The 25,592-nt window shown below is 73.6% G+C and carries 21 protein-coding genes and 2 pseudogenes; 12 read left to right on the plus strand and 11 right to left on the minus strand.

What is annotated here, in order from left to right; genetic code table 11:
• Positions 1-85: 85 nt before the first annotated feature.
• Positions 86-1,597, minus strand: a complete 1,512-nt coding sequence (locus ACLJT4_RS09645) for an FUSC family protein (protein ID WP_411121891.1) — start codon at positions 1,595-1,597, stop codon at positions 86-88.
• 529 nt (positions 1,598-2,126) lie between these two features.
• Here ACLJT4_RS09645 and ACLJT4_RS09650 point away from each other — a divergent pair.
• The 3 genes and pseudogenes from ACLJT4_RS09650 to ACLJT4_RS09660 form a co-directional block, all read left to right on the plus strand.
• Positions 2,127-2,627 (plus strand): annotated as a pseudogene (locus ACLJT4_RS09650) (SAM-dependent methyltransferase); the annotation flags it as partial.
• Positions 2,530-3,054 (plus strand): annotated as a pseudogene (locus ACLJT4_RS09655) (DUF1295 domain-containing protein); the annotation flags it as partial. The pseudogenes ACLJT4_RS09650 and ACLJT4_RS09655, both read left to right, overlap by 98 nt.
• Positions 3,051-3,728, plus strand: a complete 678-nt coding sequence (locus ACLJT4_RS09660) for an alpha/beta hydrolase (RefSeq protein ID WP_411122346.1) — start codon at positions 3,051-3,053, stop codon at positions 3,726-3,728. The pseudogene ACLJT4_RS09655 and the gene ACLJT4_RS09660, both read left to right, overlap by 4 nt.
• A gap of 24 nt (positions 3,729-3,752) precedes the next feature.
• Here the strand turns inward: ACLJT4_RS09660 and ACLJT4_RS09665 are convergent, their stop codons facing one another.
• Entirely contained in the window at positions 3,753-4,289 is a 537-nt protein-coding gene (locus ACLJT4_RS09665; RefSeq protein ID WP_411121892.1) for a GNAT family N-acetyltransferase, read from the minus strand.
• Positions 4,290-4,481: 192 nt separating this feature from the next.
• On the opposite strand from ACLJT4_RS09665, the gene ACLJT4_RS09670 reads away from it, so the two are divergent.
• Positions 4,482-6,797: a glycoside hydrolase family 3 N-terminal domain-containing protein gene (locus ACLJT4_RS09670; RefSeq protein ID WP_411121893.1), complete on the plus strand. Its 2,316-nt coding sequence runs from the start codon at positions 4,482-4,484 to the stop codon at positions 6,795-6,797.
• 88 nt (positions 6,798-6,885) lie between these two features.
• Here ACLJT4_RS09670 and ACLJT4_RS09675 read toward each other — a convergent pair whose 3' ends face one another.
• A complete protein-coding gene (locus ACLJT4_RS09675) occupies positions 6,886-7,440 on the minus strand; it encodes a DUF6624 domain-containing protein (RefSeq protein ID WP_411121894.1) in 555 nt (184 codons plus the stop codon).
• A gap of 188 nt (positions 7,441-7,628) precedes the next feature.
• Here ACLJT4_RS09675 and ACLJT4_RS09680 point away from each other — a divergent pair, with 188 nt between their 5' ends.
• Complete coding sequence (locus ACLJT4_RS09680) at positions 7,629-8,111, plus strand: Lrp/AsnC family transcriptional regulator (protein ID WP_016572391.1); 483 nt, start codon at positions 7,629-7,631, stop codon at positions 8,109-8,111.
• A gap of 3 nt (positions 8,112-8,114) precedes the next feature.
• A complete protein-coding gene (locus ACLJT4_RS09685) occupies positions 8,115-8,822 on the plus strand; it encodes an HAD family hydrolase (RefSeq protein ID WP_411121895.1) in 708 nt (235 codons plus the stop codon).
• Positions 8,823-8,879: 57 nt separating this feature from the next.
• Here ACLJT4_RS09685 and ACLJT4_RS09690 read toward each other — a convergent pair whose 3' ends face one another.
• On the minus strand, positions 8,880-9,965 hold the full coding sequence (locus ACLJT4_RS09690; protein ID WP_411121896.1) for a sugar ABC transporter substrate-binding protein: 1,086 nt from the start codon (positions 9,963-9,965) through the stop codon (positions 8,880-8,882).
• 283 nt (positions 9,966-10,248) lie between these two features.
• Between ACLJT4_RS09690 and ACLJT4_RS09695 the strand changes: the two genes are divergently transcribed.
• Entirely contained in the window at positions 10,249-11,136 is an 888-nt protein-coding gene (locus ACLJT4_RS09695; protein WP_411121897.1) for a phenylalanine 4-monooxygenase, read from the plus strand.
• 189 nt (positions 11,137-11,325) lie between these two features.
• Here the strand turns inward: ACLJT4_RS09695 and ACLJT4_RS09700 are convergent, their stop codons facing one another.
• Positions 11,326-12,081, minus strand: coding sequence for a PP2C family protein-serine/threonine phosphatase (locus ACLJT4_RS09700; RefSeq protein WP_411121898.1), 756 nt, complete (start codon positions 12,079-12,081; stop codon positions 11,326-11,328).
• 191 nt (positions 12,082-12,272) lie between these two features.
• On the minus strand, positions 12,273-13,406 hold the full coding sequence (locus ACLJT4_RS09705) for a site-2 protease family protein (RefSeq protein WP_411121899.1): 1,134 nt from the start codon (positions 13,404-13,406) through the stop codon (positions 12,273-12,275).
• Between the two features lie 375 nt (positions 13,407-13,781).
• Here ACLJT4_RS09705 and ACLJT4_RS09710 point away from each other — a divergent pair, with 375 nt between their 5' ends.
• A complete protein-coding gene (locus tag ACLJT4_RS09710; RefSeq protein ID WP_016572397.1) occupies positions 13,782-14,069 on the plus strand; it encodes a hypothetical protein in 288 nt (95 codons plus the stop codon).
• Positions 14,070-14,091: 22 nt separating this feature from the next.
• Here ACLJT4_RS09710 and ACLJT4_RS09715 read toward each other — a convergent pair whose 3' ends face one another.
• The 3 genes from ACLJT4_RS09715 to ACLJT4_RS09725 all read right to left on the minus strand — a co-directional run bounded on the left by ACLJT4_RS09715 (position 14,092) and on the right by ACLJT4_RS09725 (position 17,341).
• Positions 14,092-14,532, minus strand: coding sequence for an SRPBCC family protein (locus tag ACLJT4_RS09715; protein ID WP_233656660.1), 441 nt, complete (start codon positions 14,530-14,532; stop codon positions 14,092-14,094).
• Between the two features lie 374 nt (positions 14,533-14,906).
• Positions 14,907-16,076, minus strand: a complete 1,170-nt coding sequence (locus ACLJT4_RS09720) for a PP2C family protein-serine/threonine phosphatase (RefSeq protein WP_411121900.1) — start codon at positions 16,074-16,076, stop codon at positions 14,907-14,909.
• Positions 16,077-16,648: 572 nt separating this feature from the next.
• Complete coding sequence (locus tag ACLJT4_RS09725; protein ID WP_411121901.1) at positions 16,649-17,341, minus strand: RraA family protein; 693 nt, start codon at positions 17,339-17,341, stop codon at positions 16,649-16,651.
• A 228-nt stretch (positions 17,342-17,569) separates the two neighbouring features.
• Between ACLJT4_RS09725 and ACLJT4_RS09730 the strand changes: the two genes are divergently transcribed.
• Positions 17,570-18,328, plus strand: a complete 759-nt coding sequence (locus tag ACLJT4_RS09730) for a TetR/AcrR family transcriptional regulator (RefSeq protein ID WP_411121902.1) — start codon at positions 17,570-17,572, stop codon at positions 18,326-18,328.
• Positions 18,329-18,419: 91 nt separating this feature from the next.
• Complete coding sequence (locus ACLJT4_RS09735; protein WP_411121903.1) at positions 18,420-19,709, plus strand: cytochrome P450 family protein; 1,290 nt, start codon at positions 18,420-18,422, stop codon at positions 19,707-19,709.
• Between the two features lie 144 nt (positions 19,710-19,853).
• On the opposite strand, the gene ACLJT4_RS09740 is transcribed toward ACLJT4_RS09735, so the two are convergent.
• Positions 19,854-23,126, minus strand: a complete 3,273-nt coding sequence (locus tag ACLJT4_RS09740; RefSeq protein WP_411121904.1) for a CHAT domain-containing protein — start codon at positions 23,124-23,126, stop codon at positions 19,854-19,856.
• A 172-nt stretch (positions 23,127-23,298) separates the two neighbouring features.
• Between ACLJT4_RS09740 and ACLJT4_RS09745 the strand changes: the two genes are divergently transcribed.
• Together ACLJT4_RS09745 and ACLJT4_RS09750 are read left to right on the plus strand one after the other, a co-directional pair.
• The gene (locus tag ACLJT4_RS09745; RefSeq protein ID WP_016577031.1) at positions 23,299-23,628 is read left to right on the plus strand and encodes a hypothetical protein; all 330 of its coding nucleotides are present in this window, start codon (positions 23,299-23,301) and stop codon (positions 23,626-23,628) included.
• Positions 23,629-23,649: 21 nt separating this feature from the next.
• Entirely contained in the window at positions 23,650-24,525 is an 876-nt protein-coding gene (locus ACLJT4_RS09750) for a hypothetical protein (protein ID WP_411121905.1), read from the plus strand.
• A 69-nt stretch (positions 24,526-24,594) separates the two neighbouring features.
• Here ACLJT4_RS09750 and ACLJT4_RS09755 read toward each other — a convergent pair whose 3' ends face one another.
• Positions 24,595-25,335: a hypothetical protein gene (locus ACLJT4_RS09755; RefSeq protein ID WP_411121906.1), complete on the minus strand. Its 741-nt coding sequence runs from the start codon at positions 25,333-25,335 to the stop codon at positions 24,595-24,597.
• Between the last annotated feature and the right edge of the window lie 257 nt (positions 25,336-25,592).

A 25,592-nucleotide genomic window follows, 5' to 3' on the forward strand; every position in this document is an offset into this window, starting at 1 on the left:
GCGCCGGGAGTGGCCGGGAGTGGACCGTGGCCGGCCGGCGCGACGCGGGCGGGTGTCGCCGTCCGCGTCGCGGGGCCGCGGGTGGTCAGGCCCCCGCCGTCACGCGGCCGGACCTGCCGAGGGGCCCGGCGAGGGCGAGGAGCGCCTGTTCCAGGGCGTGCAGGTGGGCCAGGACGGGTTCGCCGTCGGCGGCGTGCGCGACGGTCTCGGCTCCGGCCTGCCGGCGGCGCGCGTCGATCGGGGCGTCGGTGAGGGCCTCGACGGCGGCTTCCACCCGCCAGCACGCCGCGACGAGCCGGGCGTCGTGCGAGGCCACCGGGTCGGCGGCGATCGAGGCGAGCCCGCGCACCTCGCGCGCGCAGGCGTCGAGCAGCGCGACGATCTGCCGGGCCCGTCGCTTGCGCGCCCGCGAAGGGCTGAGCGGATGCAGCAGCGGGACGAGGGACAGCCGCACGCGACCGAGGATCGCCTCCAGTTCGGCGACCCGCGGCGCCGGGTCGGCCGCCGCGTCCCCGGCCAGCCGGGCGGCGGCCGCGGCCGTGCACGCGTGCACGCACCGCACGGCCTGCTCGACCCGGTCGTCGGTGACGGCGTGCGTGGTCACCGGCAGCACGAGGAGCACCGCGAGCAGGGCGCCCGCCGCGCCGACGGCCGTCTCGCCCACCCGCAGCGCGAGCAGCGCCGGGTCGAGCACGCCGAGCAGCCCGTAGAGCATGCTCGCCAGCACCGTCACGGCGAGCATCATCCAGGTGTAGGAGACGGCGGCGGCGTAGAAGATCCCGAAGACGCTGAGGGCGACGACCGCCGCGGCCGCGATCGGTTCGTCGTGCAGCGGGACGGCGACGGCGAAGCCGAGGGCGACCCCGAGCACCGTTCCCAGGAACCGCCGGAACCCGCGGACGATCGTCTCGCCCCGCGAGGTGGTGTTCACGAACACCCACCAGGCGGCGCCCACGGCCCAGTACCAGCGCTGGTCGGACAGGAGTTGCCCGGCGCCGAGCGCGAGGGCGGCGCCCACGGTCGCCTGCACCGCCTGCCGCGTGGTGATCCGTGCGAACCCCGTCCCGCCGGCCGGCGCGGGCGGCGCGACGGGGGCCGGCAACCGCCGTTCGTAGCACCAGGCGGCGAACCGCACCGCCGACGACGCCGCGAGGCCGAGCAGTACCGCCGCGTACAGCTCGGGGAGCTGGCCGGGGACGGTGTGCAGGAACTGCGCGGCAAAGAAGATCATGAAGGCGAAGACGCCCAGTGCGTGCCCGCGCGGCCCCCACCGCCGCGCGTACACCCCGGCCCCCACGACGGCGAGGAACGCCAGGTCGCGTGCGACGGGCACGTCGTGCAGCAGAGCCGCGAGGCCGAGCACCGGGAGCCCGACGAGCGGCAGCAGCGCGGTCGTCACGGCCTGGCCGCGCACCGTCGGATCGGTCACCGTGAACAAGGCGAGCAGCGCGGCCAGGCCGCCGGTGATCGCCGCGACCAGCGAGTGTCCGGCCGCTCCGCACAACGCCACGGCGCAGCCGACCCCGATCACGGCCCGGGCCGCGAACCGCAGCCGGATCCGCCCCGGATCCGGCGCCACGAACGCCTTCTTCAGCAAGTTGCCCCGCCCCTTCCGTGCACAGGTGCACCACGACATGAGAAAGGCGCCGCGGGGGATCCCGCAGCGCCATCGACTCGTACATCTCAGCATCGACACGGCCGATTGCTCAACAGTCAACTAATTAATTGGGCCAATGGCACAGTTTTAGATCTTCGCGGGCTGCCACTGGGAGGCCAATGGAGCACTCCTCACCGCACGCGGCGCGCGGAGCGGGTGCGAGCCCGTCGGCCGCGCGGCCCGCGCGCGTGGCCGTCCCGCGCGCCGGGAGGGCCCCGTGCGGCGGCCCTCCGGTCGGGCCTGCGCGACGCCCCCGCAGTTCGCCGCTAGCGTCGGCCGCACTCCCTTCCGTCCCCGACCGATCCACGCTGCGCCCGGCGCCGAACCAAGGGTGACCGTGTCTCCCCCCGGAGGTGTTCATGCACGTCGCAGCCCGCGGCGAACCCCGTCCCCGGCGCCCCAGCCCGGCGCCCTGGAATCCCTGCTCGACCGGGTCGCCCGCGGCGATCAGCAGGCGTTCGCCCTGACCGGCGCCCGGGAGAACGTCCACCGCCACTACGACCTGTCCAACGGCCTGTTCGCGGCCTTCCTCGACGACACCGTGAGCTATTCCTCCGCGGTCTTCGACGGGTTCCCCGGTGACCGGGAGGGGCTGGCCGCCGCGCAGCACCGCAAGATCGACCGGCTCCTGGACCTGGGCGGGGTCGGCGCGGGCACCCGGCTGCTGGAGATCGGCACCGGCTGGGGCGAACTGGCTCTGCGCGCCGCCCGGCGCGGCGCCGACGTCGTCACCCTCACCCTCTCCGACCAGCAGCGCGACCTCGCCCGGCGGCGGATCGCGGACGCCGGATGCGCGGACCGGGTGACGGTGGAACTCTGCGACTACCGGCACGCCACCGGTTCCCACGACGCCGTGGTGAGCGTGGAGATGACGCTACGCGCGGATGCTCGCCAAGGCCCGCGGCAACCCCGCCCTGTACGCCCTGCGCACCGTCTACCTCCTCCAGGCCGGCCTGGTCTGGCTGGTCTCCCTCCCCGTCCAGGCCGCGCAGTACGTTGCCGCGCCGCTGGGCGGCGAAGCGGTCGTCGCCGTGCTGCTGTGGACGACGGGGTTCGTCTTCAAGACCGTCGGCGACTTCCAACTCGCCCGGTTCGAGGCCGATCCGCGCCACCGCGGGCTCATCATGGACCGGGGGCTGTGGAGTTGGACCCGCCACCCCGACTACTTCGGCGACTTCCTCGTCTGGTGGGGGCTGTTCGCCCTGACCTGCGGCGACTGGCAGGCCGCCGCCGCCGCGTGCGCGTCACCGCTGGTGATGTCGTACCTTCTCATCGGCGGCAGCGGCAAACGCCTGCCGGAGAACCACCTGGCGCACCGTCCCGGCTACGCCGCCTACCGGGCACGCACCAGTGGATTCCTCCCGCTCCCCCCGCGACGCAAGGGACCACACCGATGACCACCGCCGACCGCGCCACCCGCACCCACGGTCCGTCGTCGGACCCGGCGCACCGGCCGCTCGTCGTCCACCGCAGCCCGGCCGCCCCGCGCTCCGCGGTGCTGTTCCTCCACGGCGGCCGGGCCGACGGCACCCGACCGCCGCCGCTGCTGAACCTCCCCGCGCTGCGCATGCGGCCGTTCCGGCGCGCGGTGGCCCGGGCGGCGGCGGGGGAAGCACCGCTGCTCGCGTCCGTGCGCTACCGCTGCCGCGGCTGGAACGGCGCGGCGGCGGACGCCGCCCGCGACGCCCGGTGGGCCATCGAGGCACTGGTGGCCGACCACCCCGGGCTGCGGATCGTCCTCGTCGGCCACTCCATGGGCGGGCGGGCGGCGCTCCACGCCGGCGGCCACCCCGCGGTCCACGGCATCGTCGCCCTCGCGCCCTGGTGCCCGCCCGAGGACCCGGTGGACCACCTCCGGGGAAAGCCCCTGGCGCTGCTGCACGACGTCCACGACCGCGTCACCGGCTACCAGGACTCGCGCGCGTACGGTGAACGTGCCCGACTGGCCGGCGCTGACGTGCAGTTCCTCACGATGCCGCGGGGGCGCCACACCATGCTCCAGGAGGCCGGGAAGTGGCACCGGACCGCGGCCCGGCTCGCCCGCGCCATGCTCGCCGGCAAAGGGCCGTGACCCGGTGCCCCGTGGCGGTGCGCCTCACATGGGCAGCGAGCGCACCCGCACCGGGCCGGGCGGCCAGGCGGCGCCGTCGTGCAGCGGGGTCCACAGGGTGCGCAGCGGCATGACGACGGGTCCGGTGGGCTGCTCGACGCGCACCTCGGCCGGCACCTCGCGCCAGCCGAGTCGCAGGTAGAGCGGGAGGAGCGCCGGGCGGCAGAAGAGGAGGGCGTGCCGTGGCCCCATGGTGCGGGCGTGGTCGAGGGCGGCCGCCACCACCCGTCGGGCCAGCCCCCGGCCGCGCACGTCGGCCGCCACGGCGACCCCGCCGACGCCGATCACCGGGGTCGGTGTCCCGCCGAGGTCGACGGGCAGCCGGCGCAGACCGGCGTGGGCCACCAGCCGCCCGTCGAGCCGGATGCCGAAGTGTTCCTCCTTCGGCAGCCAGGTCAGGCCGGTGGCGGCGACACCGAAGGGGTCGGGGCCGGGACCGAGGATCTCGGTCAGGTCGGCGCCGGTGAAGTCGTCGAGGCGTACGGCGGCGGGGGCGGCGGGGGCAGCGGGCACGTCGGTCATGCCGTGCATCATCGCCGCCGCACCGGCCGGGGGCCACTCCGGGCTCTTCGCGCTCTTCGGGCCGGGGGCGCGACGCGGTGGACGGGCCCGCGCACGCCTCCTTGACGACCAACTGCGGGCCACTTACCGTCACTTCAGCTCTTGGCGCCTTGAGAGAACCTTTACCCCTCGATGGATGAAAAAGGTGAAGGCATGGGTGGGCTGCGACGTCGTTCCCTGTTGGCCGCCGCGGGTGGTACCGCAGCGGCCGCCGGCCTGACGGGCACCGGGCCGTCCCCGGCACAGGCGGTCCCGCGCGCCGCCGCGGCCGGGGCCGCCGAGGCACCGGCACCGTCCGGGCGCCGGCCGGGACCGTACGACCGGAAGGTCGACGCACTGCTGGCGCGTATGACTCTCGAAGAGAAGCTGGGGCAGTTGCAGCAACTCCCCTGGGCCTACGACACCGGGCCGGGCGGGCCGGGAACCAAGGCCGTCGAAGAGGCCGCGCGGGCCGGGCGGTTGGGCTCGGTGCTCAGCATCTTCGGCGCCCGGACCTGCAACGCGCTCCAGCGGATCGCCGTCGAGGAGTCACGGCTGGGCATCCCGCTGCTGTTCGGGCTCGACGTCATCCACGGCTTCTGGACGACCTTCCCGATCCCGCTGGCGCAGGCGGCGAGCTTCGATCCGCAGGTCGCCGTGTGGGACGCGGAGGTGTCGGCGCGCGAGGCCCGGTCCAACGGCGTGCACTGGACCTTCGCGCCGATGATGGACGTGACGCACGAACCGCGCTGGGGCCGGATCGCCGAGGGCAACGGCGAGGACCCGTACCTGACGGCCGCGTTCGCCACCGCCAAGGTCCGCGGCTACCAGGGGGACCGACTGTCCGCCGGCGACCGGATCGCCGCCTGCGCCAAGCACTTCGTGGCCTACGGCGGCGCCGAGGGCGGCCGGGACTACAACACCGTGGACGTCTCCGAGTCCCGACTGCGGAACCTCTACCTCCCGCCGTTCAAGGCCGCGTTGGACGCCGGGGCGGCCACCGTGATGGCCGCGTTCAACACGATCGGCGGCGTCCCGGCACACGCCAACCCGCACACCCTCACCGACCTCCTGCGGCGGGAGTGGGGCTTCGACGGCATGGTGGTGAGCGACTGGAACGGCGTGCAGGAGCTGATCCCGCACGGGGTCGCCGAGGACGGCGCGGACGCCGCGCGGCTGGCGCTCAACGCCGGGGTCGACATGGAGATGACCAGCACCCATCTGGTCACCCACGGCAAGCGGCTCCTGCGGGAGGGGCGGATCAGCGCGCGGCGGGTGGACGACGCGGTCGCCCGGGTGCTGCGCCTGAAGTTCGCGCTCGGGCTGTTCGCGCACCCGTACGCCGACGAGGGCGGGGCGATCGGCGCGCCGTCCGCAAAGAGCCGGGCGGCGGCCCGGGCGGCGGCGAGCCGGTCGATGGTGCTGCTGAAGAACGACCGCGGGGTGCTGCCGCTCGCCCGTTCGGTCGGTTCGCTCGCGGTGGTGGGGCCGTTCGGCGACTCCACCGACCTGCTCGGGACGTGGGTGATGCCGCCCGCGGCGGAGAAGTTCCCGGCCGGCACGGTACTGGACGCGGTGCGGCGGGCGGCGCCGGGCAGCACCGTGCGGCACGCCCGCGGCGTCGCTCCGCAGGGCGACGACACCAGTGGCATCCCGGCGGCCGTCGCGGCCGCCGAAGCCTGCGAGGTAACCGTCGTGGTGGTGGGTGAACCCCCGGCGCTCAGCGGGGAGGCCGCCGCGCGCAGCGACATCGGGTTGCCCGGCGCGCAACGGCAGTTGGTCGAGGCCGTCGCGGGGACCGGCAAACCGTTCGTGGTGGTCCTGGTCAACGGGCGGCCGCTGACGGTGGCCGACTGGGTGGAGCGCGCGCCGGCAGTGCTCGTGGCCTGGCATCCCGGGATCGAGGCCGGCCCCGCCCTCGCCGACGTGCTGTTCGGCGCGGTCAACCCCGGCGGCAAGCTGCCGGTCTCCTTCCCGCGGTCGGCCGGACAGATCCCCGTCCACTACAACCACGAGAACACCGGCCGCCCCTACTCCCCCGACGACAAGTACACCTCGAAGTACCTCGACCTGCCCGACGGCCCGCAGTTCCCGTTCGGCCACGGCCTGAGCTACACCACCTTCCGCACCGGCGCGCCCGAGTTGAGCACGGGGCGGATCCCGGTGGGCGCCCTGCGCGAGGGCGACACCGTCGAGGTGGCCGCGACCGTCACCAACACCGGCTCCCGGCCCGGCGACGAGGTGGTCCAGCTCTACGTCCACGACCGGGTCGCCAGCATCGCCCAGCCGGTCCGCCGGCTGCGGGGCTTCCAGCGGGTGACGCTGGCGCCGGGCAAGAGCCGGACGGTGCGGTTCCGGCTGGCCGCCGCGGACCTCGGGTTCTGGAGCAACGACCCGCACGGCGAACTCCGATTGGAGCCGGGCGCCGTCGACCTCTACGTGGGCGGCAGTTCGGCCGCCGACCAGAAGGCCACGCTGACCCTCACCTGAGGCGGCCCCGAACGGGGGGAGCCCCGAGCGGCCGGTACCGCCGTCCGGGACTCCCCGCGGGCCCGCGGGCCGGGGTGCCGGCCGCCACTCAGGCGAACCGGGCGACGTACTCGTCGAACGGCGGGATGCCCACCTCGGCACGCAGCTGGTCCATCCGCTCCGGCTCGCGACACGGCCACGGCACCGGCGCACCGGCGCGGACCCCGGCGATCTGGGTGCCGTAGATCTGTTCGCGCCCGTCGTTGACCAGTGTGCGGTCCGTGAGGAAGGCCAGGTCCCCGGGGCTCGCCAGGCCGTCCGCGACGGCGCGTTCGAGCAGGTGCACGGCGCGCCGCTGGACCTCCAGTTGCCGGTCGGCGTGCTGGGCTATCAGCCAGGCGCCGCGGGCGGCGTCCGCACCGAAGCGGTCCGCGGTGGGCCAGCCGTGTGCGTCGACGATCTCGGTGAGCCGGTCGGCGTGCCGGGCGGTCAGCCGACGCCAGGCCAACTGGTCGGCGAAGTCTGCGGCGTTGGCGCGTGGGGCGGCCTGCTGGTCCGCGGCGGCCATGGCGACGAGTTCCGCCGCCACCGCGGCGAGTTCGGGTGTCGGCCGGCCGGGGCCGTCGCCGTGGTCGGTGCTGCGCTGCTGCGCCTCGTGCGTCATCGGGGCTCCAGACGTCGGTGGTGACCCTGCGGCGGGTCGGCGGCCTCCACGTTAAGTGGATAAATCACCACGAAAGATCGTTCTTGAGGGCGGTGACGGGCGGGGCCTCGCGCCTGGATAATGGATCTATGCCCGGGACGCTCCGACCGTCCTTCCGACACCCCGGACCGCGAGGAGGCCGTGCGCCGATGGCCGTGGACGCGCTGGACGCGAAGATCCTCCGGTTGCTGCTGGAGCAGCCCCGCACGAGCGTGCGCGAGTACGCCCGGGTGCTGGGAGTCGCCCGCGGGACGGTGCAGGCCCGGCTCGACCGCCTGGAGCGGGACGGCGTGATCACCGCCTACGGCCCGCGGCTCTCGCCCGCCGCACTGGACCATCCGGTGTTGGCCTTCGTGCACATCGAGGTGACCCAGGGGCACCTGGAGGAGGTCGCCACCGCACTGGCCGAGGTGCCGCAGATCATCGAGGCGTTCTCCACGACCGGCGGCGGGGACCTGCTGACGCGGGTCGTGGCCCGGGACGCCGCCCACCTGGAGGACGTCATCCAGCGGCTGATCAGCCTGCCCGGGGTGGTCCGCACGCGGACCGAGATGGCGCTGCGCGAGCGGGTGCCGCACCGGATGCTGCCGCTGGTCGAGGCCGTCGGCGGCACGGCCGGCCGGGCGGGCTGAACGGTGCCGGACGGGGCGGCGCGCGGCGGCCCGGCGCCCGTCCTGTTCGACCTGGACGGGACGCTGGTGGACAGCGAGCCCACCTACTTCGAGGCGGGGCGGCGCCTGCTGGCCCAGTACGGCGTCACGGACTTCACCTGGGAGCGGCACGCCCGCTTCATCGGGATCGGCACTCGCGAGACCCTGGAGATCCTCGCGCGGGAGTACGGGCTCAACGCGCCGGTGGAGGAGCTGCTGGCCCGGAAGAACCGCCTCTACCTGGAGCTGGCGCGGGCGGGGACCGCGGTGTTCCCCCAAATGCGGGAGTTGGTGGGGCGGCTGGCCGCGGGCGGGCACCCGATGGCGGTGGCGTCGGGGTCGTCCCGGGCCGCGATCGAGACGGTGCTGGCCGGCACCGGGCTGGACGCGCTGCTGACCACGGTGGTGTCGGCCGAGGAGGTGCCGCACGGCAAGCCGGAGCCCGACGTGTTCCTGGCGGCCGCGCGCCGACTGCGGGTCGAACCGGCGGCGTGCGTGGTGGTGGAGGACGCGGCGCCGGGGGTCGTGGCGGCGCGCCGGGCCGGGATGCGGTGCATCGCGGTGCCCTACGTGGCCGGCGGCGCCGACGATCCGGGCTTCGCCGGGGCGGGACTGGTGTTCCCGGGCGGCCAGCGGGAGTTCAGCGCGCGGACGGCGTACGCGTGGATCGGGCGGGCCGACCGGTCCGGGTGACCGCGGTGGGCCCGGGGCCGGCCGGGGCGGGGTGCCCCGGCCGACCCCGGGGACGGCTCAGGTGAGGCCGAGGGTGGCGCACTCCGCGGCGAGGGCCGGGGTGCAGAGCCAGTCGGTGCGGACCACGCCGTCGCTGACGACGGTGTCCTTGAGGTTCTCCTTGGTGACCACCGTGGCCTTGAAGAGCTTGGCGGGGACGTGGGCCGTGCTCGGGCTGTCGGCGGTGGTGGAGGTGAGCGAGGTGATGCTCTGCCCGCGCAGCAGGCGGAAGGCGATCTGTGCGGCGGTCTCCGCCTCCGGCCGCACCTCCTTGTAGAGGGTGAACGTCTGAGTGCCGTTCAACAACCTTTGCAATGCGGGGAGTTCGGCGTCCTGACCGCCGACCGGAACATTCTTCAGACCGGCCGACTTCAGCGCCTCGGTGATTCCGTCGGCCATCCCGTCATTCGCCGAGTAGACCGCGTCGAAGCCCTGCGGACCGAGGGAGTTGATGACGTCGGTCATGTCCTTCTTCGCGATCGCCGCGGACCATTCGGGAACGTCCTTCTCGTAGACGATTTTACGAACTTTGCCGTCCAGGGCGGCGTGCGCGCCCTTCTTGAAGGACGGGGCATTCGGGTCGTCCGGGGAGCCGTTGAACATGACGACGTTGGCGCTGGCTGCACGCGGGCCCAGGGCGGCGAGGATCGCCTCGCCCTGGAGGCGGCCGATCTTCTCGTTGTCGTAGGAGACGTACGCCTTGACGTCGCCCTCGGCGAGCCGGTCGTAGGCGATGACCTGCACGCCCTGACGTGCGGCGGAGTCCACCCAGTCCTTCGCGGCCCGGGCGTCGACCGGGTCGAGGATGATGACCTTGACGCCCTTCTTCACCATGTCCTCGAACTGGGTGCGCTGGGTCTCGGCGCTGGACCGGGCGTTCCCGTAGTCGACTTTGCAGGCGAGGCAGAGCGCCGCGATGCGTCGGGAAATGATGCGGTGATCGAATTTCTCGTACCGGGTGGATTTGTTCTCGGGAAGGAGGAGGCCGATGTGGTCCTTCCCTTCGGGCGCTTCTTGATGATCACTTCCGCAGGCCGCCAAGGGGGCGGCGAGGGAAAGCGTCAGCGCACTGACGACGACGCGGCGACGTATTGTTGCATTCATCACGTTCACTGCGCCCATTGCCTTCATCGGCCTCATGAAAAGTACCTCCACAGGGGCCGCCCTGACTCGGCCCATGAAGGGCTGAGTGAACGTCACCAGAGGTGGAATCGTCAAGAAACGAAGCAATAACGCCACGGGTTGCGCGGTAAGCGTTGAGATGTCGAAAGCGGCGGGGGCGGCCCGACGGCCGTTCGCCTCGCATGTGGAGCCCGGTCCGCGGCGCAGCGTGAAACGTCCGCCACGTCAGGTGATCTTCGTCCGGCCGCGGGGCAGGTACAGGGCCATGAGCACGATGCGGAAGCGGACCCCCATCTCCACCGAGGGGCGGCTGGGCCGGGCCAACGACCACCCCGGGCGCTGCGACCGGGAGTACCGGCGACGGCGCGACGCCCTGGCCGCCCGCGCCGAGAACCATCCGGTGGGGGCGCCGTACGCGGACGTCGCGTACACCGAGGACGAGGACCGGACGTGGCGGACGGTGCACGACGCGCTGGCCCCGGCGCACCGGGCGCACGCCTGCCGGGCGGTGCTGGAGGCCGGCGAGGACACGGACGTGCCGGCCGAGCGGGTGCCGCAGCACGCCGACGTGACCGTCGGGCTGCGGGCCCGCACCGGTTTCGCGCTCACGCTGGCCGGCGGGGTGGTGCCCAACGAGCGGTTCCTGGGCGCGATGGAGCACGGCTACTTCCACGCGGTGCAGTTCGTCCGCCATCCGGCCGTGCCGCTGTACACCCCCGAACCCGACGTGCTGCACGACGTGTTCGGACACGGGATCCACCTGTCGTCACCGCGCATCGCCGAGCTCTACCGGGTGATCGGGCGGGCCGCGAACCGGGTCCGGACCCCTGAGGCGTTGGACATCCTCAGCCGGGTGTATTGGTACACCCTCGAATTCGGGCTGGTCACCGAATCCGGCGCCCCGAAAGCGTTCGGCGCGGCGCTGTTGTCCTCGTACGGGGAGATCGCCGCGCACGAGGGCCGGGAAGTCCGCGAACTGGACATGTGTGCCGCAGCCAGTACGCAGTACCGCATTTCCAGCTATCAGCCCGTATTGTTCGCCGCGCGCTCCTTCTCCCATCTGGAGGACGCCCTCGGCGCGTTCTGCGCGGAATTCGACGACGACACCGGAAATCGACTGCGGCTGCCGGCGCTCCCCCGCGACCGGGGATAGACCGGCGGCGACGCGGGCGGCCTCGCGGCACGCCGGTGGCCCGATGGCACCGCGCGCCGCCGTCTCGGCCCGAGGATCGGGGCACGGCGGTGGACCCGCGCGAACCGGCCGACGCCGCGGTGCTCCCCGCGCAGCCGAATTCCCCTCAAGAGAACGCGGAAGAAGGGGAGTTGGGCGCGCACCCGCGCGTCACTCCCCGACACCCACCAACGCCATCGTGATGTTGTCCGGGGCGCCGGCCTCGATGGCCGCCTTCCAGAGCTCGAAGGTCGCCCGTGCACCGTCGTGGGCACGCAGGATCGCGGCGATCTCCTCCTCCAGGACCGGGTCCGTCAGCCCGTCCGTACACACCACGTACCGCCGCTCGCGGTCCAACGGGACGCGCCGCACGTGCGGCGCGATCGCACTGAACCGGGCCGCGCCACCGATCGCCTGGGTCACCAGCGACGTGGTCCGCTGCCCGGCCTGGAGCGGCGGGCTGTCGTCCACGCTCACCTGACGCAGCCCGTCGCCGTCCGCCTCCAGGACCCGGCTGTCGCCGACGTTGAAGACCAGCAGGGAGTCGGGCAGGACGACCGCGCCGGCCACCGTGGTCCCCATCGCGAGCAGCGCGCGGTTCCGTTCGGCGGCGGCGTACACCGCCCGGTTGCAGCGGGTCAGCGCCTCCCGCACGGCTTCCTCGCTGTCCAGCGACGGCCCCAGCGCCGCCAGGTGCGCCACGGTCAGCGCGCTCGCCACCTCACCGCCGGGCTGCCCGCCGATGCCGTCGGCGACCGCCACCACCAGGGGACTGCCCAGCGGGAACAGCAGCGTCTGCGGGTTGGCGGTGACCGTGCCGCACAGCGTCCAGGGACCGGCGACCAGGCTGTCCTCGTTGTGCTCCCGGACCAGACCGGTGTGGCTGAGCGCCGTCACCGTGACGTACCGCGTCGCCGTCTCCCTCACCGTCGCTCCCTCCTGGTCGCTCCCGTCCCGGTCGTCCCTGTCCCCGTCGCTCCTGTTCCGGTCGTCCCTGTCCCCGTCGTCCCTGTCCCGGTCGCCGCCGGCCGGTCACTGCCGGCGGCGGTGACCGCCGTCCCTGCCGGCGCCCGACGGAGCTGCGCCGTGGGTGCGCCGTCCTGCCGGGAACCGCGCGCTCACCCGGCGCCCGTCCGTCCGCTCAGCGTGCGCCGCTGCATCATCCGGGAGACGTCCTTGGCGGTGACGATCCCCACCAGGTGTCCCGCGTCCACGACCAGGATCCGCATCCCGGTCCGCAGGGACGGCTTCTCCAACGCCTCGGTCAGCAGGTCGTCGGGCGTGGCCACCGCGCACTGCGACAGCGGCGTCGCCACGTCCCGCACGCGGAGTTCCGCGCGTTGGGCGACCGGTATCGCCGCGAGCCTGCGGAGCTGGACGAGGCCGCTCGGCCGCCCCTCGAAATCCAACAGCGCCACCGCGGAGTGCCCGGTCTGCACGGCCACCTCGTCGATGAAGCGTTGGACGGTCAACCAGTCCGCGCCGGTCACCACCGGACTGGACATCGCCTCGCTCACCCGCAACCCGCGCAGCGACGCCTGCAGTGACGCCCGGCGACGCTCCGCCCCGGCGACCACCATGATGAACAGCCCGATGAACGCCAACCACAGCCCGCTCGCCGCGCCGCGCAGTACGAGGAACCAGCCGGCGGCCACCATCAACCCGCCCATCACCTGACCGCCCCGGGAGGCCACCAGGTCCGCGCGGTCCCGGTCGCCGGTGCGCCACCACATCAGTGCCTGGACCACCCGCCCCCCGTCCAGGGGCACGGCCGGCAGCAGGTTGAACACCCCCAGGAAGACGTTGGCCCAGCCCAACCACACCAGAACGACCGTGGGCACCGCCCACCCCGACAGCTCACTGAGTCCGAACCCGGCCCCCAGCGCGACGCCCCCGATGAGCAGACTGGTCAGGGGGCCGCTGACGGCGACCGCGAAGGCCGCGGCCGCGGTCTGCGGCCGGCCCATCCGCGTCATCCCGCCCAAGGCCCACAGGGTCACGTCCTCCACGGAGATCTGCTTGCGCCGCGCGATCGCGGCGTGCGCCGTCTCGTGCAGCAGCAGGCTCCCGGTGAGCAGCGCGGCCCCGACGACCCCGGCCACGGCGTAGACGACGGCGGAGCGCCCCGGAGCGATCACCGGCAGCGTCTGCCGCCCGAGGCCGTACGCGAACAGCACAACCAGCAGCGGCACGCTCCAGTGCATGCGCAGCGGCACCCCGACCACACGCCCGATCCGGACCGAGCCGTTCATCAGCGTCTCCCGCCGGCCCGGACGGTGCTTCCTCCGGGCGGGGCCTCGCGCCCCGCACTCCGCGAACCACCCGGCACGGCACTCACCCCCCATTGTCACTCGCCTTCCCCTCCTCCTCGTCCTCGAACCGGACCGGCCCGCGCAACACGACCAGGGCGTGTCCGATGGGTCAGGGCCGGGTCGTCCGCGGCGCCCTGGCACGGCGCCTTGCGATGCACCGCACCGGACACCGCGGCCTCGTTGACCCCGACCCGTCGGACACGCCCTACCCTGGAAGTGCGGACGTCGGGACGTACCCGACGTCCCGAGGCACGCAGCCGTCGGACGCGGGCGCCGGTCGCACCGCGCGCCGCCTGGCCACGGGAGGCGAGAGCCATGGGACGCAGTCACCACTTCCACCTCGATCAGGGCGGCCACTCGATCACCGTGAACATCGGCCCGGGGCGCGACGGCGAGATAGAACTCCTGGTCAACGGCAAGGTCGTCGCCTACCAGGAGGCACACGACACCGGCTTGAACCTCCTCACCGGCGAACTCCCCGACGACCCCGTCCGGCTCTTCCGCGTCCGCGTCCGCGAGCCACGGCTCGTCCCGACCGCGCCCCGCTGCACCCTGGAACTGGACGGGGTGGAACGCCCGATGCCCGAACGCCACCTCGTCTGACGTCCGGCAGCGTGCGCCCGACTCACGTGGCCGCGCGCTCGGCTTCCACCAGCTCCTTGAACTGTTGGAGATCGATGCGGACACCCCGCTCGATGGCGACCGCCTGCGCGAAGCCCTGCGGCCCGCCGAAGGTCTCCTTGATCGTGCCCGGGTCGTACTCGAACCGGGCCTGGATCCGGGTGTGCCCGCGGTCGATGGGCAGCAGCGAGAACGTCCCGGCCAGATCGGGACCGCTCGTGGTCTGCCACGTCATCACGTTCTCCATCTCCCGGTCGACGATCTCGACCTGGAGCTCCTGCGCCCGGCCACCCGCGTCGACGTCCAGGCGCGCCCGCCGTTCACCCGCCGCTCGGGCCTGGCGGACGCCGTTCAGGAACCGTGGATAGGTCTCCGCACGATGGAGGCAAGCCCACGCCGTCTCCAGCGGAACGTTGATGTCGATGTGTTCTTCGAGCGTGCTCATCGGACACCTCACAACTTCTTCCCGACCCCCACTACGTCTCCAGCACTACGTCTCCAGGGTCCTCCGCCCCGCCCCCGTAAGCGACCCGAGTCCCTGGTCTCCCATGGCGCCCCGGCCGTGCCGACGGCAGCGGATTGCGCTCCTCTGCGATCCGTGCCTTTGGCCGCACCGTCATCACCCCTACCCTCCCCTCCCCTCCCCGTTCCCTCTCCCTGCCCTGCTGCTCCCCGCGGCTTCCCTGCTCGTCCGCTCTCCTTGCTTCCTTCCGCTTCGGCGATGCTGTTGGACTCGCCTGCCGTTCACCGTGCCCGCCCGGTCTTCCCGTTGCTGACGCGCTGGCGGCCCCGCCCCGGACGCGGTGCGGGTCAGCCGCTCTACGCGGGCTCGGATTCCCGGCCGCACGGGGCGACGGCGAGGATCGCCACGTCGTCGTGGAGTACGCGGGTGTGGCGAGGGAGGTCGGTGTTGAGGAAGTCGATGACGTCGGCCGGTCCGGGCGCGGGCCGGCCCCCGAACCGGAGGGTCAGCCGGTCCAGCAACGGATAGAACGCGCCCGTCTGATCGCGTGCCTCGATCAGACCGTCGGTGCAGAGCAGCAGCACGTCCCCCTCACCGAAGGGGTGCGTGTACGACACGGGGACTTCGGCCGCCAGCCCGCCCAACCCCAGTGGCAGGGCCGGCGGCCCCGTGAGGGCGACCACCTCTCCGTCCGAGATCAGCACCGGCTCGATGTGCCCGTGGTTGATGATCGTCAGCTGGCGGGCGCCGGCGTCGTACTCGATCAGGGCCGCGGTCACGAACAGCTCGTCGTCGGGGATCTCCGCCGCCTCGTGGGCCAGCCGCCGTTCCATCCGGGTCGCCACCGCCAGGAGGTCTCCGGGATCGTAGACCGCCTCGCGGAAGCTGCCGAGGATGTCGGCGACGGTACGGACCGCCTGGAGCCCCTTGCCCCGGACGTCACCGATGATGGCCCGCTCGCCGGCCTGGGTGGCCCGGATGTCGTAGAGGTCGCCGCCCACCATCGTGCCGACCTCGGCCGACCGGTAGAGACCGGCCGCCAGCACCCCGCCGACCCGGTGCGGCACCGGCCGCAACAGCGTGCGCATCAGCGCCTCCGCCACCGAGTTGACCTGCACCAGGCGTCGTCGCTGACGCTGGCGATACCCGGCCAGGGCCACGCCCATGATCCCTACGATCAAGGTGGAGATGTACGTCGCGACATAGTGGTTCCCCCATAACTGATGGATGTTGTGGCCCGTGCAGCACGGAGTCCCCGCGAGCACGCCCTCCAGGCCGACGGCAAAGACGGTGACGACGGCGACGCCGATCGGGCCGTGGGTGAAGGCCGCCAGCACGGGCACCGCGATGAGCAGCGAACTGACCGCCCACTGGGTGGGCGTGACGAACTCCAGCAGCAGCACCAGCAGGACGTAGAGGCCGGGCAGCCACCGCATCCACGGCGGGACCCGCGGCGCCTCGAACCCGTTGCTGTCCACGAGTCCGGTGAGCCGCTGGCCCGGGCGGGCTTGGCCCCGCGGCCTCACGACGGCGGCTCCCACCGTGCCGTCGGGACCGGGCCGGCCGGCCCCGTGCCCCTCGTCCTCAGCGTCACCGCTCAACGACCCACTCACGCGACCTGTTCACTCGGGCTCCCGTCACGGACTCCTGTCACGACCGTGCTCAAGGCCCACAGCCTGACGCGCCCGGGCAGCCAACCCGACGATTACGCCATCGGCAGCATGTTCCCCACCCGTAGGCAGCCACCGCGCGAGGACCCTCGGCGGCACCGCCCGTAACCCGCTGAACCTGCTCCTCATGACGCTCCCTCTTTCCGAACGGTTGACTGCGTGTGCCCGGCGCGGGCCCGTGCCGCGTCGTGACGTGTTCCACTGTCCGCGATCCGGCGCCGGGCGGCATCAACCCGAGGGGTGCACCCCGACATCACCCCCAGGTACGACCTCAGGCAGGGGCGCATGCCCGAGGTCTGCGGGGCCTCGGCTCACGCTCCGACCCCGCGCGGCGGCGGCCCCGTTCCTCCGCCGGATCCGGAGCGCCCTGCCCGCCCCACGCCCGCGGCCGGCTCGACCGACCCGCGACCGGGTCGTGCGCGTTCCGACTACTCCTCCACGGCGCCGCCGATGCGCCGGAGGTGCTGACGGAACGTGTACGACGGGTCGGCGGCGCGACGCGCGAGGAAGTCGTCGAAGGCGGTCTGCCGACGCAGGGTCTGCCCGGTGCGGATCCGGTCGGCCTGTGCGCGCTCCGTCTCCCAGATGGTGCGTGCCGTCGCGAGCACCTCGTCGGCACGGTCCGCGGGGACGAAGAGCACCCCGTCGTCGTCGCCGAGGACCAGGTCGTCGGCGGTAACCAGGTGGGCGCCGAAGCGCGCGCTGACCAGGGCGTCCGGCTCCCGTTCGGCGAGCCGGACCGGGCCCGGCGCGGTTCGGCCGTAGCTGAAGACGGGCAGTCCGATCCCGACCAGTTCCGGAGTGTCCCGGTGCAGCCCCCAGATCACCGCGCCGGCCAGCCCCGCGGCCTGTGCTTCGAGGCACAGCAGATCGCCGACGCACGCCTCGTCCTGGCGGCCCCCGTTGTCGATGACCAGGACGTCGCCCGGTCGAGCGTCGGTGAACGCCTCCAGGAAGACGTCGACGCTCCCGTAGTGGCGGGTCGGCAGGGCCCGCCCGGCGATCCGGTGGCCGGGAACCACCGCGCCGATGCCGGGCGGGGCGGTGCGCAGTGGTACGCCGAGCCGCACGCAGGCGTCGGCCACCAGGGGCGTGGACAACTCGGCGAAGGTCTTGAGCATGGCGTTCTCCTCGATTCGGTCCCGTCACCGCCGGGGAGCGGTCGGCGCGGGAAGCGGCGAACGGGGTCATGCTCTCCCGCCGTTCCGGCCCGGACAAGCCATCGGCCAACTGCGGTGCCGCCGGCCGCGCGTGACCGGAAACCGCCTTATCCGACGGCCGCTCGCTCCCTACCTTTGACCGCATGACCAGATTCAAAATCTGGTCACGCACGGGGAGGGAGAGGGCGCGTGGAGCGTGCCGAGCGCGGGGAGCGCATCCTGGAGGCCGCCGGGGAACTCCTGGTCGCCTGGGGCTATCGGCGGGTGACGATCGACGAGATCGCCCGCCGGGCCGCGGTCGGCAAGGGCACCGTCTACCTGCACTGGAAGACCAAGGACGCCTTGCTGCTGGCCGTGGTGCTGAGGGCGAAATCCCGTAGCCAGCACGCCCAGTTGGCGAGGATGCGGGCCGATCCGCGGGAGATCCTGCCGAGCCGGATGATGCGCGGCTACTACCTGGACTTCCTGGAAGAACCGGTACTGCGCGCCCTTTACACCGACGACGTCGACGTCCTCGGCCGGCTCAACGACGTCGCCAAGAAGGAACTCGCCGAACTCATGGCGTTCAACGACGGGATCCTGCTTCGCTATCTCGCAGTGCTGCGGGAGCACGGGCTGGTGCGCACCGACATCGACGTGCGGCACCAGAAGTACGTGCTGATGTCCACGGCCACCGGATTCTTCATGGCCGAGGCGATGTTGGCGGACCACGCGCCCGACACGCCGGAGGTGCGGGCCGACCTGTTCGCCGCGACGATCCGCAGCGCGGTGGACATGCCCGCGGAGGGGTTCGCTGCGCAGGCCGCCGGGCCGCCGGGCCGCCCCGCCGCTCCCCGGGCCAGGACCGTGGAGGAGGCGCTGGTGGCCGCCAGGCGCGACGTCCTCCCGCTGTACGAGCAGGCGGAGGAGCACAGCGCACGGGAGATGCGCCGGCAGTTGCGGGGCTGAACTGCCGGCCGACGCGCACGACCGCGGCGCGTTCCGCCTTCGATTCGCCTTCGAGCCCAGCTCATTTCACTGCACGCCACAGGAGAGCGACATGACCGAACTAACGAACTCCCCGTTCAGCGAGTTCGTCGGAAAGCACCCCGGCGAACCGAACGTGATGGAACCGGCCCTGCTCACCGACCCGTTCGCCGGCTACGGCGCACTGCGCGAGCAGGGTCCGGTGGTCCGCGGCCGGTTCGTGGACGACACGCCGGTGTGGTTCATCACCCGCTTCGAGGAGGCCCGGGAGGTGCTGCGCGACCAGCGGTTCGCCAACAGCCCCGCGCACTCGGCGGGCGGCGGAAGCGCGGACACGCCCATCGACCGGCTGCTGGAGATCATGGGACTGCCCGAGCACTACCGGGCGTACCTCTCCGGCACCATCCTCAACATGGACGCCCCCGACCACACCCGGCTCCGGCGGCTGGTCTCCCGGGCCTTCACCGCCCGCAAGATCACCGATCTGCGTCCCCGGGTGGCGGACATCGCGGAAGACGCGCTGCGCCGACTGCCCGAACACGCCGTGGACGGCGTCGTCGACCTCATTCCGCACTTCGCCTATCCGCTGCCCATCACCGTCATCTGCGAACTGGTGGGGATTCCGGAGGCCGACCGGCCGCAGTGGCGGGAATGGAGCACACACCTGGTCTCCCTGCGGCCGGAGCTGCACCCCGAGACGTTCCCGGAGATGATCGACCACATCCACGCGCTGATCCGGGAACGGCGGACGGCACTCACCGACGATCTGCTCAGCGAGCTGATCCGGGTGCACGACGACGACGGCAGCCGCCTCAGCGACGTCGAGATGGTGACACTGGTCCTGACCCTCGTCCTGGCCGGTCACGAAACCACCGCCCACCTCATCACCAACGGCGTCGCCGCCCTGCTCACCCATCCCGACCAGCTGCAACTGCTCAAGTCCGACCCGGCGTTGCTGCCCCGGGCGGTGCACGAGCTGATGCGCTGGTGCGGTCCGGTGCACCTGACCCAGATGCGGTACGCCACCGAGGACGTCGAGCTGGCCGGCGTGCGGATCAAGAAGGGCGAGGCCGTCACGCCCGTCCTGGTCGCCGCGAACCACGATCCGCGCCACTTCGCCGATCCCGCCCGGCTCGACCTCACCCGCCAGCCGGCGGGCCGGGCCGAGAACCACGTCGGCTTCGGCCACGGCATGCACTACTGCCTGGGCGCCACCCTGGCCCGTCAGGAGGCCGAGGTCGCCTTCGGGAAGCTGCTCGCGCACTATCCGGACGTGGCGCTGGCGGTGGCGCCGGAGGACCTCCAGCGGGTCCCGTTGCCGGGCAGTTGGCGGCTGGCCTCGCTGCCGCTGCGGTTGAACTGAAAGGCGACCGCAGCGGGTCCGCGCGGGGTGGCGCCCGGCGGACCCGGGCGGTGGCCGGCAGTACCGGGCGGCGCCTCGCGGGGGGGCGTCGCCCGGTGGAGCGTCGCCCGGTGGGGCGTCGCCGAGCCCTCTCGTGGCTGTGCGCTACGGCCCGATGTGGACATGGCCCGCCCATCGGCTCGGCAACAGGGGTGCGTTCGCGCGCAGGCTGCACACGGCCTGGTGGAGGGCGTGGGCGGGGGTGGGGTGCGGGCTGGTGTGGAAGAGTCGGGCGGTCTCGGCGGCGGTGGTGTCCTCGACGGGCCAGAGGGTCGCGACGACCTGGCCGAACCCGGCGAGGTGGAAGGCGCCGCCGATGTGGACGGACTCGTCGGGGAGCCGCCCGGACCGGGCGGTCGCGCAGGCCGAGAGGTAGCAGAACTCGCCGCGGGCGAGCCGGAGTCGGGAGATCTCGGACACGGTCAGCGGCTGGTCGTCGAGGATCAGGTGGCTGCCGTAGGGACTGGTCGGGTCGGCGACCGCGTGGCAGGCGAAGTGGACGTGGGTGCTGGCCGGCAGGGCCGCCAACAGCCGTGTGCGGGTGGCCTCGTCACCGGTCAGCAGGACCGTGTCCGTCCCGTAGCGGTCGGCGGCGGCGCGGGCCTCGGTGAGGGCGCCGGCCAGCGGGGCGAAGCCGGCCGTGCGCGGCATCGCCACCACCAGGGGAACGGGCCGCTGGGGCCGTGCGCCACGGCGGGCGGCGGTGCGGACGGCCGCGGCGAGGGCGGCCACGGTCGGGGTGTAGGAGGGGACGGCGTGGTCGAGGAGGGAGTGGGTGCCGCTGGGGTCGTCGTGGTCGCCGGCGGCGTGCAGCGGGAGTTGGGCCAGCGGCCCGGTGGTGGAGAGCCAGATGCGGGGCGGGTGGGGTGAGGCTGCCGTGGTGGCCGTGGCGTGAGGGAAGGTGGTGGTCCGGGTGAGGTGGGTGAGGACGGGGGCCACGGCGGCTTCCCAGAGCCACTTCAGCGTTTCGCGGAGGGAGGTCTGGGCCGCGAGGCGGTCCACGAGTGCGGTGCCGTGCGCCTCCGCGGTGCGCAGCGCCTCGGCGAACCGCTCCGCACGGGACGCGGCCTCGGCGTGGGTGAGCGCGGGCAGCGGGACCGCGGCCACTCCCCCGCTGGTGAGGATCAGCGCGTCGCAGCGCAACGAGCTGGTGTTGACGGTCACCACCGGCCCGCCGGCGGCCGCCGGTCGCAGCGTGGCCAGCCGTGGCGGTTTGAGGAAGCCCTCCAGGCCGGGGAGCCGACGGGCCTCGGCGACCACCAGCTCCCACGCGTCGGCCAGTTGGTGCCGGCGGTCGGCCGGGTCCGCACCGGTCGGGGCGGTGTCGAGGGCGGTGCGCAGGGCCGCCAGCCGGTCCGCGAGGGCCGGGGCGGCGTCCCGAAGCGCCTCCTCCTCTCCGTGCAGCCCGAGCGTGCGGGCCAGCAGGATGCCACGGCCCTGTTCGAGGACCTCCAAGGCACGAGCGGGGGCGTCGGGACCTCCCGCCTGGAGGACCGCGGCCGCGGCGTCGGCCGCCAAACCCCTCCCGTGGCGGGCGAGTTGGGTCTCCGATTCACTGCCGTGGAGTTGGTGCGGGACCGCCTGGGGCAGCAGTGCGACGGCGCGGGCGTAGGCCGCGGCGGCCTCCCGGTGGCGGCCGGTGGAACCCGCCAACTCCGCCAGCGCGCGGTGCAGCCGGATCAGTTCGCCGGGCGGCCCGGCAGCGCTTCGGGCGGCGGCCTCGGCGAAGGCGTACGCCTCGCGGATGAGCTTGGGCTCCGGCTCGTCGGCCCCGCTGCGCCGTTGCCGTTCCAGCAGGACCGCGGAGAGGTGGGAGAGCATGGCCGAGCGGAAGACGTGCCCGGGGCGTGCGCTCTCGATGGCCTCCCGCAGCAGGGAGATCGCCTCGTCGAGGGCGTCCGGGTCGTCGTCCCGGCGGGCCCGCTCGCGCAGGGTGCGGGCGAGGTTGTTGAGGTAGCCGGGGCGCTGCGGGTCGTCCGGCGCGCTCACCGCCACCGCCTCGCGGTGGACGGCGACCGCCTCGCCCAGGGCGGACGGTTGTGCCGAGGGCGTCCCGTCGGGCGTGGGGCGGTCCTCCCCCGGGAAGTCGGCGCACAGGTCGTAGAGCGCGTTTCCCCAGTGGCTGAGGGCGATCGCGAGGTCGGTGGGGTTGCCGCCACGGGCCCGCCGGTCGTCGACCGCCTCGCGGTAGAGCGCGAGGGCGTCGTGCAGCACGCTCGCCAACCCGGTCCGTCGGTACTGGGCGTGCAACACCTCGGCGTGGTCGAGCAGCACCCCGCCACGGCCCTGCGGCGGAAGCGGCTGGGCTTCCCCGCGGACCAGTCGCACCGCCTCGTCCAGCGCGGCCCCGTCCCCGGTGACCCGATGGCGCTTCACCAGCAGACCGGCCAGCCGGGCCCGGTAGGACGTCGCGTCCGAAGACCCGGCGGGGGTGGCCCGCACCGCTCCGCGACTGGCGTCGATCGCCGCGTTGAGGTCGGTGGCGGCGCCGCTGACGTCGTACCGCAGCGACAGGTGGAGGCCGAACTCGTCGAGCCGTGACGCCAGCCACTCGCTGTCCGGCGGGGTGTGCCGGAGCGCTTCGCGGCCGCAGTCGACCGCCTCGTCGACGTCCCGTCGGTCGTTGGTGTGCCGGTAGTGGTCGCCGACCACGCGGGCGTGCTGGGCCACGGCGTCGGCCCAACGCGCCCCGCCGGCCGGGACGAGCAGCAGGAGTTCCCGGCCGAGCCGTACCGCTTCGGCCAAGGTCGCGGCGTCGCCGGTGGCCCGGTACCCCATCTGGAGGGTGACCGTCAGCAGGCGCAGGGCCCGCACCCGGGACGGCAGGTGGCGCGGTGTCCGGTCGAGGAAGGGGCGGAGGGCGCGGGCGTCGCGGTGCGGCTGGCCGCCGCGCGGATCGAGCCCGCGGACCACCTCGACGAAGTCCGGTGACAACTCCTCGCGCAGCCGCAGTCCGGACAGCACCCAGCGGCGCACCTCCCACGGAATCCGGGGGCCGCTCAACCGGCGCCCGGACCGCACCGCTTCCAGGACGGCGGCGGCCTCCGGCGGCACCGCGTCCCGTTCGCCGGCGTACACGCAGGACAGCGGTTGCAGGGACGCCTCCCATTCGGCCTGGTGAGCGCCCTCGGCCCCGGTGACGTACTGCAGCCAGCGGGCCATGCCGACGGCGTGCAGCGCGGCCAGGTCCGGCCACCGGGCATCGTCCATGCTGATCACCAGCCGGGTGAGGGCCCCTTGGCGTTCCAGGGCCCGCAGAGGACCGAGGTCACCGGTGTCGCGGGCGGCGGCGATGCCCTGCCGTACCGCGACGAGCAGTTGGTCCCGCGAACCGTTCCGTGAGGGATCACGCGCCGGATCCCGTGAAAGCTCTCGCATCACGCCCCCGTTGGCCCGAGAATGGGGTGTCCGATTCTCACCCCTGCGGTCCCGCGGGGAGTTCCTCCCCCGTGCGGTCCCGACGGCCTCTTCAGGCAGCACAGCATAAGCCCGACCGGAAGGGCAGCCCATGGCCTCGACGTCACTGGCGGACGGTCGTGACGATCCCGATATGTCCGCCCTCTGCTCCCAACTCGGCGCGCTGCGCCGGGCGGTGCACGGCACCCCGCTGGCGGAGGCGCTCGCGGACGGCCTGACCGCGGTGCGCGACGGGGCGCCGGCCGCACCGCTGCTGGCGCGGTTGGGTATCGCGCCGGCCGGTCAGGACCGCGACGCCTGGGGTGGCGCCGCGACCGTCGCGGGGCTGGGTTCCGGGCACAGTCACGACGAACGGTACGGCTGCCCGGCGGGCCGGTGCGGGCGCGCGGTCGTCCGGGAGCCGGGCGGCGAGCGGCCGCACTGCCTGGTGCTCGGCGCGGCCATGCGGCTGCTGGCGGACTGATCCGATGGGCCACCTCCGGTGATGCCGGTACTGGGGGAGCTGGGCCGGCAGCTCGCCCAGCGGTGGGTCGGCCGGCTCGCCCTGCCCGGGCTGTTGTTGGCGGGCACCGCGTTGCTGGGGCTGACGCTCGGACAGCGGCATCCGTTCGACCGTGCGCGGTTGGCACAGCGCGTCGTCCAGTGGGCGGACGCGTTCGCGTCCCGTCCTTCATCGGTCCAACTCCTCTACGTCGGCGGATTGTTGTTGGCGGTGGCGGCGGTCGGGGTCGCGGTGGAGTCGGCGGCCGGCGGCACGCTGCGGCTCTGGCTCGGGCAGTGGCCGCAGGCCCTGAACCGCCCGGCCCGGGTGCTGGTGGCCCGCCGCGAGGCCCGTTGGGAGAGCGCCCAGCGACGGGTGGTGGAGCTCCGGGCCGCACTACCGGCACCCCGGGAACCGGCCGAGGCGCGGGCGATCGACCAGGCGGCGGAGGACCGGGAGGCGATCGCCCCGGCCCGGCCGACCCGACCGACCTGGATGGGGGACCGCGTCGCCGGCGCCGACCTCCGCGTGCTGCACCAGTACGGACTGGACCTCGCCGCGGTGTGGCCGCGACTGTGGCTGGTGCTCCCGCAGGAGGTGCGCGACGAGGTCACCGCGGCCCGCCGTCGGATCGAGGCGGCCGCCCAACTCGCCACCTGGTCGGTGCTGTTCGCGGCCGTGGCGCTCGCCTGGTGGCCCGCGCTGCTGGTGGCGGCGGTGCCCGCGGTGTCCGGTTGGCGGCGCGGCCGGGCGGCGGTGGCGACCTATGCCCTCCTTCTGGAATCGGCGGTGGACGTCTATGCGGGAGAGCTGGCGGCCAAGGCCGCGGAGGGGACGGAGTGGACCACGGAGCGGGCGCGGCGCTCACCCGCCTCATGAAGAAGGGCAGTTGACGGCAGGGCGGTGGTGCGCAGTCGCGCGGCACCGCTCGTCAGGTCGAGGTGCCCGTCAGGCCGAGTCCCTCCGGTCGGACGGCGGTCCGGGGACGTTGCCGAGCGCCCGCAGGATCGCGGCCAGCTCCGCGCCGCCCTGGATGCTGTGCACAAGCGTCCCGTCCGGATCGTGCTGCTCAACGACCCGCAGCGGTGCCAGCACGCCCCGGTGCCAATGGAACAGCCCGTCGCTGAACCCGCCCTGCGGCCCGCACAGCCGCGGCAGCATCTTCTGCAACTCCATGATCCGCAGATAGCTGTTGACGTCGATCAGCGGGTGGAGGACGAGGAGGTTCTCGCCGGGCATGGCGACGACACAGCCGTGCGGTGTCGCCACCTCGACCAGTTCCTCGGCCCGCAGGAGCTGGGTCGCGGTCCATGCGCCACCCTTGACCTGGTAGACGGGCCCCGCATCTGGTTGAAACACCGTCACTTCCCGTGGTTCGCGACGGAGGTTGTGCAACCCCACCGACCACAGCTCGGCCGGGTCGGCGCCCCACTGGTGCGTCTGGCCGGTCCGCAGGAAGTACAGGCCCGAGGGGGTACGCGCTCCCAGAACGGCCAGGAAACCCCCGCCGAGTTCACGGACGACGCAGTCCTGCCGATCCGGTAACTGGTCGGCGCGCCGCACCCGCGGTATCAGTAACAGCCGCACCGCTTCGAGCCCTCCGGCGAACACGTCGTCGCGGGACTCCGCAGCGTCCGGCGTCGACGGCGGGGCGGCGGCCGGGCGGGGCTTGCGTCGGAAGAGGCCCATGGCGGGAGGCTACCCGCGGCCGAGCCGTCCGGCGCCGCCCGCGTCGTACCGATGCGCGCGGACGCAGGAGCGCCTGTTCCGGTGCGGGGCGTCGGCGGCGGGCGGTGCGCGCCAGTCAACGGTCGCCGTTGCCGACGAGGGGACTTGGTCTGTCGAGTCGCTGTGTTCATGCCTCAACGGTGCCCGACGCGGCGGACCTCCGACGTCAACCCGTGGTGGGGACTTGCCGGGCCGTGCCGGTAGACCCCAGGTACGGC

The organism is Streptomyces sp. x-19 (assembly GCF_046549115.1).
In the GTDB taxonomy this organism is placed as follows: Bacteria; Actinomycetota; Actinomycetes; order Streptomycetales; family Streptomycetaceae; genus Streptomyces; species Streptomyces albulus_C.